At 50.0% G+C, this 10,871-nt stretch carries 10 protein-coding genes and 2 pseudogenes; 8 read left to right on the forward strand and 4 right to left on the reverse strand.

Features of this window, described 5'->3' with window-relative positions:
- The first annotated feature begins 194 nt into the window (after positions 1–194).
- Complete coding sequence (locus tag ACMJ0U_RS05925) at positions 195–1,181, forward strand: M28 family metallopeptidase (protein WP_417128839.1); 987 nt, start codon at positions 195–197, stop codon at positions 1,179–1,181.
- Between the two features lie 4 nt (positions 1,182–1,185).
- On the opposite strand, the gene hcp is transcribed toward ACMJ0U_RS05925, so the two are convergent.
- On the reverse strand, positions 1,186–2,838 hold the full coding sequence (hcp, locus tag ACMJ0U_RS05930; RefSeq protein WP_417128829.1) for a hydroxylamine reductase: 1,653 nt from the start codon (positions 2,836–2,838) through the stop codon (positions 1,186–1,188).
- 114 nt (positions 2,839–2,952) lie between these two features.
- Between hcp and ACMJ0U_RS05935 the strand changes: the two genes are divergently transcribed.
- Positions 2,953–3,576 carry a Crp/Fnr family transcriptional regulator gene (locus ACMJ0U_RS05935; RefSeq protein WP_417128830.1) on the forward strand — a complete coding sequence of 208 codons (624 nt, stop codon included), beginning with the start codon at positions 2,953–2,955 and terminating at the stop codon, positions 3,574–3,576.
- Between the two features lie 3 nt (positions 3,577–3,579).
- Here the strand turns inward: ACMJ0U_RS05935 and ACMJ0U_RS05940 are convergent, their stop codons facing one another.
- A complete protein-coding gene (locus ACMJ0U_RS05940) occupies positions 3,580–4,338 on the reverse strand; it encodes an ATP-binding protein (RefSeq protein WP_417128831.1) in 759 nt (252 codons plus the stop codon).
- A 232-nt stretch (positions 4,339–4,570) separates the two neighbouring features.
- Between ACMJ0U_RS05940 and ACMJ0U_RS05945 the strand changes: the two genes are divergently transcribed.
- The 6 genes from ACMJ0U_RS05945 to mnmE all read left to right on the forward strand — a co-directional run bounded on the left by ACMJ0U_RS05945 (position 4,571) and on the right by mnmE (position 10,499).
- Positions 4,571–5,989: a CDC27 family protein gene (locus tag ACMJ0U_RS05945; RefSeq protein ID WP_417128833.1), complete on the forward strand. Its 1,419-nt coding sequence runs from the start codon at positions 4,571–4,573 to the stop codon at positions 5,987–5,989.
- Between the two features lie 14 nt (positions 5,990–6,003).
- A complete protein-coding gene (locus ACMJ0U_RS05950) occupies positions 6,004–6,468 on the forward strand; it encodes a nodulation efficiency protein D (NfeD) (protein WP_417128834.1) in 465 nt (154 codons plus the stop codon).
- A gap of 38 nt (positions 6,469–6,506) precedes the next feature.
- Positions 6,507–7,508 carry a flotillin-like protein FloA gene (floA, locus tag ACMJ0U_RS05955; protein ID WP_417128835.1) on the forward strand — a complete coding sequence of 334 codons (1,002 nt, stop codon included), beginning with the start codon at positions 6,507–6,509 and terminating at the stop codon, positions 7,506–7,508.
- Positions 7,509–7,553: 45 nt separating this feature from the next.
- On the forward strand, positions 7,554–8,432 hold the full coding sequence (locus ACMJ0U_RS05960) for a nucleoside phosphorylase (RefSeq protein WP_417128836.1): 879 nt from the start codon (positions 7,554–7,556) through the stop codon (positions 8,430–8,432).
- 72 nt (positions 8,433–8,504) lie between these two features.
- The gene (locus ACMJ0U_RS05965; RefSeq protein ID WP_417128837.1) at positions 8,505–8,996 is read left to right on the forward strand and encodes a GAF domain-containing protein; all 492 of its coding nucleotides are present in this window, start codon (positions 8,505–8,507) and stop codon (positions 8,994–8,996) included.
- A gap of 72 nt (positions 8,997–9,068) precedes the next feature.
- A complete protein-coding gene (gene mnmE, locus ACMJ0U_RS05970) occupies positions 9,069–10,499 on the forward strand; it encodes a tRNA uridine-5-carboxymethylaminomethyl(34) synthesis GTPase MnmE (protein ID WP_417128838.1) in 1,431 nt (476 codons plus the stop codon).
- Positions 10,500–10,511: 12 nt separating this feature from the next.
- On the opposite strand, the pseudogene ACMJ0U_RS05975 reads toward mnmE, so the two are convergent.
- Both ACMJ0U_RS05975 and ACMJ0U_RS05980 read right to left on the reverse strand, forming a co-directional pair.
- Positions 10,512–10,742, reverse strand: a pseudogene (locus ACMJ0U_RS05975) (helix-turn-helix domain-containing protein); the annotation flags it as partial.
- A gap of 12 nt (positions 10,743–10,754) precedes the next feature.
- Positions 10,755–10,871, reverse strand: a pseudogene (locus ACMJ0U_RS05980) (IS982 family transposase); the annotation flags it as partial.

The raw sequence follows: 10,871 nt of genomic DNA on the forward strand, positions 1-10,871 counted from the left end.
AATTATAAAATTGTAATTATTACAATGCAAAAGTAGGGTAACGGACCGAGAGGCACAATACCTAACTGTAGGTATTTTTCGTGGCCGTACGGTTTCCTGTCATACCAAGAATAAAGGATATAAGTTTGTGAAATTCATAAGTTCTGTCTATTTTTGCTTTCATTATGAAAAATACAATCACTTCTCTCCTACTGATGTGTGCGATAGGCTCAAGCGGTACATCTTTCATCCAGGCACAGACCGCCGTAGAAAAAGGTCTGAAGAGTATCAACCGTCCTTCTGCCGAGGCCATTGTAGGCTTTCTGGCCGATGATGCATTACTAGGACGTGAAGCTGGTATGACTGGCTCACGCGTGGCAGCCCGCTACCTGGTTTCCTGCCTTCAGGAAGCCGGTGTCGCTCCTCTGTATGATGATTCGTATTACCAGCCTTTTGAAGCTTGTGCCAAGGAACGGCAGCAGAAAAGCCGCTGGCAGGTACATCCCGATTCCATTGCCCAGTTGAAACAAGGTACGCACCGTTCGCTCCGTATGGCCAATGTATTAGGTATGATTCCGGGAGAACGGGCCAATGAATATGTGGTAGTAGGCGCACATTTCGACCACTTGGGAATTGACGAGACACTGGCAGGTGACAAAATCTACAACGGAGCCGACGACAATGCGTCGGGTGTGTCGGCCGTGATGCAGATTGCCCGTGCCTTTCAGGCTAGTGGCAAGAAGCCCTTACGCAACGTCATCATCGCATTCTGGGATGGCGAGGAGAAAGGACTCTTAGGTTCTAAGTATTTTATGCAGCATTGCGATTTTGTAAAGGAAATCAAAGGCTATCTAAATTTCGATATGATTGGCCGGAACAATCGTCCGGAACAGCCTGAGCATGTGGTGTATTTCTATACGGAAGCGCATCCGGCACTGGGCCAGTGGCTCAAGGATGACATTGCTCGTTACGGGCTGAAACTACAACCGGATTACCGTCCGTGGGACCGTCCGGTGGGAGGAAGTGACAATGCTTCGTTTGCCGTACACGACATTCCCATCATCTGGTATCACACAGACGGACATCCGGATTACCACCAGCCTTCTGACCATGCCGAGAAAATCAACTGGGAGAAGGTGGTGGAAATTACCAAGGCTTCTTTCCTCAATGCCTGGAATCTGGCTAACGAGAAATCATATTAAGCTGTCAACTGATACCGAACTGCTTCATGTCTGCTTCGGGGGTAGTAATGCCTCCGATGCCGAACTGTTCTACCAGTACTTTGGCCACGTTTGGTGAGAGGAAGGCCGGCAAGGTAGGTCCCAGGTGGATGTGTTTCACGCCCAGGCTCAACAAGGCCAGCAGGACGATGACCGCTTTCTGTTCATACCAGGCAATGTTGTACACGATAGGAAGTTCGTTGATGTCGTTCAACTGGAAGACTTCTTTCAGCTTCAGGGCAATAACGGCCAGTGAGTAGCTGTCGTTGCATTGTCCGGCATCGAGCACACGGGGAATTCCCTGAATATCGCCCAACGGAAGCTTGTTGTAACGGTACTTCGCACAACCTGCCGTAAGAATGACTGTATCTTTAGGAAGAGTCTGGGCAAAGTCGGCATAGTAGTCGCGGCTCTTTATGCGTCCGTCACATCCGGCCATCACCACAAACTTACGGATAGCACCGTTCTTCACAGCTTCTACCACCTTATCAGCCAGTTGCATCACCTGATTGTGGGCAAATCCGCCGACAATCTCTCCCTGTTCCAGCTCTACGGGTGGCTGGCATTGTTTGGCCAGTGCGATTACCTCCGAGAAATCCTTGTGTCCGTCGGCGTCAGTGGCAATGTGCTTGCATCCGGGATAACCCGTTGAGTTGGCCGTAAACATCCGTTTCTTATAAGTCGCATTCTCCAGCGGCGGCACGATACAGTTGGTGGTGAACACTATCGGGCCGTTGAATGCCGTAAACTCTTCACGCTGCTTCCACCAGGCATTTCCGTAGTTCCCTACAAAATGTTTGTACTGCTTGAAAGCCGGATAATAATGTCCTGGAAGCATTTCGCTATGTGTATACACGTCCACTCCCGTTCCTTCGGTCTGGCGCAAAAGTTCCTCCAAATCGTGCAAGTCATGCCCGCTAATCAGGATACCCGGATTTTTCCCCACCCCGATGTTCACTTTTGTCAGTTCCGGATGACCGTAGCGAGTGGTGTTGGCACGGTCCAACAAAGCCATTACCTGCACGCCGTGCTGTCCGGCTTCAAGTACCAGAGCCACCAGTTCGTCTGCTCCCATCGCCTGCACGGTAATACGTGCCAAAGCCGATTGCATAAAGGCATGAATGGCCTCGTCGGCAAATCCAAGGCGCATGGCATGCTCATGGTAAGCTGCCATTCCCTTCAGTCCGTACATCAGCAATTCCTTCAACGAGCGAAGGTCTTCGTTCGGTTCTCTCAATACGCCTACAGAAGCCGATTTGGCAAGGTACTCCTCTTCTCCTCCGCACCAGGTCAGTTCGTCTACTTCTGGCAAGGCAATACCCGCATCCACGGCACAAGCTTTCAGGCAGTCGCGCAACGCTAATCCCTTGCGCACACGGGCCAGAATACTTTCATCGTCAAAATTAGCGTTGGTAATTGTAGAGAAAAGTGCATCAGTGACAAAGGCATTCGTTCCGGCTTCCACTTCGTATCCCTTCGTACGCAAGGTATCGGCAGCCACCGACACACCACGCACCACGAAAAGCAACAAATCCATGTAACGCGCGGTGGTATCTTTCTTTCCGCACACCCCTTTCAACACACATCCAGTGCCTTTGGCCGCTTCCTGACACTGGTAACAAAACATATTTCCTTCCATATTCTTTCTTGGGTTATTATTGATTTTTCATTAAGTTTGCGCAAAGATGAGGAATCCTGCACGGGATTTTTGTCACCTATGTGACACACACACCAAAGAAAAGTTAAAAGAAAGATGCATACCGAAGTTTTGAACCAAATGAGCTTGTTTGAGGGATGCGAAGCGGAAGCACTGTTCCAGTTGCTTCGTGAGGCCCCCAACAGCCTGCGTATATATAAGGAAGGAGATTTTATTGCCCGTCAAGGCGACGTGTGCCGCTCCTTGTTTATTCTGATAAAAGGTAACGTGAGAACACAAATGGAGAATGCCGAGGGCAAGCAGCTCACCATCGACTGGATTAAGGCGCCCGATATTCTGGCGCCTGCTTTCATCTATGCCTCGGAGAATCGCTTCCCGGTGAACGTGGAAGCGACGGAACTTTGTGAAGTGCTTGTGATGGACCGGACACGCTTTGAGGATTTCATGCATGCCCAGCCTGCCGTGATGCGGAATTTTATCGCCATCATTTCCGACCGGAGCCTGTTCTTGAGCCGCAAGCTAAACGAATTTGCCCTGCAAAGTTTGAAGTCTCGCCTGCTGAACTACCTGAAGATGCACGGAGGCATCCACAACCAGCAGGAAGTGGCCTTCATTCTGGGGGTGGCACGTCCGTCACTGGCACGTGCCTTGTCTGAACTGATTGCCGAAGGAAAAGTCACCATGTCTGGCAAACAGGTGGTTCTTCACTCTGCCGACTGAGGCCTATTCGAGTGAATCGTTTTCCTCTACTGGAAGCATATCGTGCTGAATGTTGTTCATGCTTCCCCACAGGCTGTAACGGGCTTCCGGGTTCATGGCCTCCAGGCGTGCCAGTACCTCTTTCATGTCCGAACGGTGCGAATCTTTCTCGTAGGGGCAGTTCTTCACCTGCTTGCGGAAAGCGCGAAGAACTGCCATTTCTTTCAGGTCGGCTTCATGTACCAGACACATAGGACGAATAATAGTCATGTCGAATTTACGCATCACGAGTCGTGGCGGCATGGTACTGAACGCTCCCTGAAAAGTCATGTTCATCAGCAGGGTTTCAAGAATATCATCCATGTGGTGGCCCAATGCAATTTTGTTGCACCCCTGCTCCTTGGCTACGGTGAACAGTGCCTTGCGACGGTTCCATGAGCAGAGGAAGCACGGCGATTTCCGCGCATCGGTCGACGGGTCGAACTCCGTTTCATAACATACATAGGGCACTCCCAGGCTTTCGGCATATTCACGCAGGTAAGTCTGGTCGGATTCATAGGCAATGTTCTTCATCACCACGTGTGCCGCCACCACCGAAAATTTCGGCTTATAGATGCGTGCCCGTCGGGCCAGCAGCTCCAGCAAGGCCAGCGAGTCCTTTCCTCCCGATAGGCCCACCAGGATGCGGTCGCCCTCTTCTATCAGCTTGTAATTCATCACTCCTTTCATGAACCGCTGGTTGATGCGACGCATCAGGCGGTCTTCTTCCGTCATTTTTCCCATATGGTATGCTGTTAAAACGGCGACGAATTTACGAAAAACACCCGAATCACAGCGTTATGTTATATATTTTTATCAAGTCTGCCGGAACGTACGTTTTGACAATAGCACATTATTTGCTACATTCGCAAAAATAAAAGCACAAAAGTTCCGCCTGAATAAAAAATAGCGGAACAGAAAATGGCATAATTCCAAGAATATTCCTACATTTGAGAAACTTTTAGACACAGAAACGATGAAAAAAAGATATTTGCTTCCTCTGCTGGTTCTTTGTTGCGCAGGAGGAACTTCTGCTCAGACCTTGAGCCAGGCACAAAAATGGTTCAACAACAAAGAATTTGACAAGGCCAAACCCGTATTCAAGCGTCTGGCGAAACAATCTCCCTCGAATGCCAACTACAATTTCTGGTACGGTGCGTGCTGTTACGAAACCGGCGAATTGCAGGAATCACTCCCTTATCTGGAGAAAAGTGCCGAACGAAAGGTTATCAACGGCTTTCTTTATCTGAGCAAGGCCTATTTTGACCTCTACCGTTTTGATGAAGCCATTGAGAACCTGGAAGAACATATCTATTGGCTGGAAAGAAAAAATCGTGATGCTTCTGAGGTGGAAGGCTTGATGAATCGCTACCGCATGGGAGCTCGTATGATAAGAGGAGTAGAGAATGTAGCTGTAATCGACAGTTTTGTAGTCGATAAAGCGAATTTTCTTGAAGCTTATAAAATCCATGAAGAATCTGGGAAAATCGGTCTGACAGGAGAAAGCGACTGCACGGAATTTACTAACGGCATGAAGGATAAGAAGATACTCTCCCACCGTTTGCCGGGAACCAACCAGAAGGTGCTGTACACCAGTGCTACATTAGGCGGGGACTGGAGTGTGCCAGAAAAAGTCAAAGGACTGGAAGAAGTGGGTACCGACCTGAACTATCCGTTCATGAACTCCGACGGAATTACCTTGTATTTTGCGGCCAAAGGCGAAGCTAGCCTGGGGGGGTACGACATCTTCATCACACGCTATGACGCAGAGGATGGAAGCTACCTGAAGCCCGACAACATGGGATTACCGTTCAACTCTCCTTTCAATGATTACATGTATGCCATCGACGACTTCAACGACTTGGGCTGGTTTGCTTCCGACCGCTATCAACCGGAAGGAAGAGTCTGCGTGTACGTGTTTGCCCCCAACAATTCCAAGCGGGTATACGACTATGACACCACCGATTCTGCGCTGCTGACCAACGTTGCCATGCTGAACGGTATCCGCCATACATGGAACGATGCCGACAAGGTGCGCATCGCCAAGCAACAACTGGCACAGGTGATGTACGGAGGCAATGAGACCCAGAAGAAAGGTGACTTCCGTTTCGTGGTGGACGATAACGCTATCTATCACACCCTTAGTGATTTCCGATCGGCTGATGCACGAAAGAAGTATCAGTTGCTCCAGCAAAAGGAAAAAGATTTGAACACCATGACCGAAGCCCTTTCCAACTCACGTGCCAAGTACGCTTCAGGCAACCATGACGTGAAAGGAAAGCTGGCTCCCGGTATACTAGACCAGGAAAAACGGGTGAAGGAATTGCGCGAGGAAATAGCTCGTCTGACCCTCGACATCCGGAACACGGAAATCCGCACACTCAAGAATCTTTAAACACTCACATAACCATGGAAACACTGATTATCATTGCACTCATCGTAGGCGGACTGATACTTTTCGGTATTGAGGTTTTCCTGATTCCCGGCATCAGCATAGCAGGAATCGGGTCGGCTATCTGCATCCTTTATGCCATCTATTCCGCTTTTACGTCGCTTGGTTCACAGGCAGGATTCATCACGCTGGGAGTTTCTCTGCTGGGCATCATTGGCGTAACGTGGTGGTTCATGCGTTCGAAAACCGTGGACCGTTTGTCATTAAAAAAAACACTAGACTATCGTCCTGCACCTTTTAAAGGGCTGGACCTGAAACCTGGTGACCGGGGCATGAGCGTGACCCGCCTGACCCTGATAGGTAATGCCGATTTCAACGGACACATCATCGAGGTACAATCAGCGGACGGATTCATCGATGAAAAGACTCCGCTAGAGATTGTTCGCATCAATGAAAACACGGTTTACGTGAAGCAGGCATAACTTCTTTTTTATCGTATTCACTTTTAAATCTAAATTATATGATTAATCCCGCTTATCTTCCGTTTATACTGGCCGGAGGTGTCGTTATCTTTCTGGTCATATTTTTTCACTACGTACCCTTCTTTCTCTGGCTTTCGGCCAAGGTGTCGGGCGTAAAGATTTCGCTCATCCAATTATTCTTGATGCGTATCCGTAACGTGCCGCCTTATGTCATCGTGCCTGCCATGATTGAAGCCCACAAGGCCGGACTGAGTACCATCACACGCGACGAACTGGAAGCCCATTACATGGCTGGCGGACACGTGGAAAAGGTAGTGCATGCCTTGGTGTCGGCATCAAAGGCCAACATCGACCTTTCTTTCCAAATGGCCACAGGAATCGACCTGGCCGGACGCGACGTGTTTGAAGCGGTACAGATGTCGGTCAATCCAAAGGTCATTGATACCCCTCCCGTTACGGCCGTAGCCAAAGACGGTATCCAGTTAATAGCCAAGGCTCGTGTGACCGTACGCGCCAATATCCGCCAATTGGTAGGTGGTGCCGGTGAAGACACCGTGCTGGCCCGTGTAGGCGAAGGCATCGTATCCTCCATCGGTTCCTCTGAGAACCATAAGTCGGTACTCGAGAACCCCGACTCCATCTCCAAGCTCGTGCTGCGTAAAGGGCTGGATGCCGGTACTGCCTTCGAAATTCTCTCCATTGATATTGCCGACATCGATATAGGCCGTAATATCGGAGCGTCTTTGCAGATAGACCAGGCCAACGCCGACAAGAACATCGCTCAGGCCAAAGCCGAAGAACGTCGTGCCATGGCTGTGGCGCTGGAGCAGGAAATGAAAGCCAAGGCCGAAGAAGCCCGTGCTAACGTGATTCAGGCCGAAGCCGAAGTGCCAAAAGCCATGGCTGAAGCCTTCCGTACTGGTAACCTCGGTATCATGGATTACTACCGGATGAAGAACATTCAGGCCGACACCGACATGCGGAGCAGCATTGCCCGTCCCGACGCACATTCAGCCGGACATGAGCCTATCGGCAAATAAAGAGACAGAAACAAACACTTAACTTGCTAACTGAAACGAACGTATATGAAAAAGTATTTCCCTCCCTCAGAACTGATTATCAATGAAGACGGTTCGGTGTTTCACCTCCACGTGAAACCGGAACGCCTGGCAGATAAAGTTATCCTGGTGGGCGACCCCGGACGTGTGGCACTCGTAGCCTCTCATTTCGACACCAAAGAATGCGAAGTGGAAAGCCGTGAGTTCCGTACAGTAACGGGTACCTATCAAGGCAAACGCATCACGGTAACCTCCACCGGTATCGGATGCGACAACGTAGATATCGTAATGAATGAAATCGACGCACTTGCCAACATCAATTTCCAGACCCGTGAAGAAAACGAGACTTTCCGTCAGCTGGAAATCGTGCGCATCGGCACTTGCGGCGGTCTGCAACCTTATACGCCTGTAGGAACCTACATCTGTTCCGCTATCTCCGTAGGATTCGACGGACTCCTGAATTTCTACGAAGGACGTAACGCGGTGTGCGACTTGCCGATGGAACGTGCCCTACTCAACCATTTAGGCTGGACAGGCAATCTCTGCGCGCCGACTCCCTATGTGATTCATGCCAACGAAGAACTGGTAGACCGCATCGCCGGTACGGACATGGTACGTGGTGTGACCGTGGCTTGCGGCGGTTTCTTCGGTCCGCAGGGACGCCAGCTCCGTATTCCACTGGCCGACCCGCATCAGAACGAGAAAATTGAAAGTTTCGAGTATCAGGGACACCGTATCACCAACTTCGAGATGGAAAGCTCTGCACTGGCCGGACTGGCACGTCTGCAAGGCCATAAAGCCACCACCGTGTGCATGGTCATTGCGAACCGCGTAGCCAAGGAAGCCAACACCGGATACAAGAACAAGATTGACGACCTGATTAAAGTCGTACTTGAAAGAATCTAACAAACTTATTATGAATCAACAGGTTCTCTTCTTCGGGAGAGGACCTGTTTTTATGTCTGAAAACTCACTTACATGGAAGCAAGTTTCAAATCCACCCTTACCGACAAGCGTCAACGATATGCTCAGTTCCTCGAACAATTCACCCCTCTGATTGAAGATGAGAAAAACGAAATCAGCGTACTGGCCAACACCTGTGCCGCCCTGAAAGAAGCCTTTGGATTCTTCTGGGTAGGTTTCTACCTCGTACACGAAGGCGAACTTCACCTCGGCCCGTTCCAGGGCAGCGTAGCCTGCTACCGCATCAAGAAGGGACGTGGCGTATGCGGCACTGCCTGGGCTGAAGCCCGTACCCAGCTCGTGCCCGATGTAGACCAGTTTCCCGGCCATATCGCCTGTAGTTCCCTCTCCCGTTCCGAAATCGTCGTGCCGATGATAGCCGCAGGAGAAGTGCGGGGTGTGCTCGATATCGATAGTGACCAACTGGCTACATTCGACGAAACTGACCGCGAATACCTCGAAAAAGTGGTCAGCCTGCTAGTGAAAACCCTCTACCTTCCTGCATAAATCTGTCGGCTCCGCTTCCGGATGTAACCCGAAAACCGTATCTTTGCAAGGATTTTAAAAAGACATACACACGTGAACATATTACAAACTGAAGATACCATCTGTGCCATTGCCACTGCTCAAGGCGGAGCCATCGGCACAATCCGCGTGTCGGGGCCGGAAGCTATCACCCTCACCGACCGCATCTTTAAGTCCGTTTCTGGCAAGCCATTAGCTGAACGCGCACCTTATACCCTCACCTTCGGCCATATCCTCACACCCGAAGGAGAAATCATCGACGAAGTGCTGGTCAGCCTTTTCCGTGCCCCCCACTCTTACACTGGTCAGGATTCCACGGAAATCTCCTGCCACGGCTCGAGCTATATCCTCCAGCAAGTGATGCAGCTTCTCATCCAGCAAGGATGTCGTGCCGCCGGACCGGGTGAATATACCCAGCGTGCCTTCCTGAACGGTAAGATGGACCTGAGCCAGGCCGAAGCCGTGGCCGACCTCATTGCATCCACTTCCGCTGCTACCCACCGTATGGCCATGAACCAGATGCGCGGCGGATTCAGCCGTGAACTGGCTGTCCTGCGCGACAAGCTGCTCCACCTCACCTCCCTCATGGAACTGGAACTTGATTTCAGCGACCACGAGGAACTGGAGTTTGCCGACCGTTCGGAACTGGAAGACATCGCTCGTCAGATAGAACAAGTCATTCATCACTTGGTAGATACATTCAGCGTAGGCAATGCCCTGAAGAACGGAGTGCCCGTAGCTATTGTTGGCGAAACAAACGCCGGGAAATCCACCCTGCTGAATGCCCTCCTGAACGAAGAGCGCGCCATCGTGAGCGACATCCACGGCACCACCCGTGACGTCATTGAAGACACCATGAACCTGGGAGGTATCACTTTCCGTTTCATCGATACCGCTGGTATCCGCGAAACGACCGATACGATTGAAAGTTTGGGTATCGAACGGAGTTTCCAAAAACTGGACCAGGCTGACATCGTGCTCTGGGTTATCGATGCCACTTGTGCCGAAGAACAATACCGTCAGTTAGCCGATAAGATTCTGCCACGCTGCGAAGGCAAGCACTTGGTGATTCTCCTCAACAAAGCAGATTTGTTTTCACTGGCAGATTATTCAGCAGATGAACAACTCGCCCACCTGAAAGCAGCTCTCCCCGACTTGCCGGAAGATGCTTGTGTGCTTTCCCTTTCGGCCAAGCAGAAAGAGGGACTTTCTCAGCTTCAGAAACAGTTGGTGGATTTTGCCGCCCTGCCCGACCTGTCGCAGAACGATGTGGTGGTAAGTAATATCCGCCACTACGAAGCACTAAGCCGTGCGCTGGAAGCTATCCACCGCGTACAAGACGGACTGGCCATACAGCTCTCCGGTGATTTGGTTTCACAAGACCTTCGTGAGTGCCTTTATCACTTGGGAGAAATTGTGGGTGGAACGATTGAGACGGATGAGGTACTGGGGAATATTTTTAAGCACTTTTGCATCGGGAAATAACTTATACCGGGATTATTCAATGATAGGATCTTCAAACAAATTATCGAGCTCAGGTTTGGATATAAGAGTATATTTCCCCTTTTTAATCTTGGGAATTTGATGATACTTGGTATAATGGTATAGCTGATCTCTTGTTATTTTGAATTTTTCCATCGCTTCTTGAACTGTGTAGTATTTGGGTTCTTCAGCCTGACGTATTCCCTTTGCTATATCGAAGTGCTTTTTTGAATAATATAACGTGAGTTCGATATAAAATTAGAAAATAGACAGTTGTCCGTCATTGTCAAAATTCACATCAATGGCGGGCTTCTTCTCAAAAAAGCAGTATGCTGCAATAGCCGACAAGGAATTTGCAATGAAGTTGTTAAAAGA

The sequence above is a fragment of the Phocaeicola sp. genome (assembly GCF_048170425.1).
In the GTDB taxonomy this organism is placed as follows: Bacteria; Bacteroidota; Bacteroidia; order Bacteroidales; family Bacteroidaceae; genus Phocaeicola.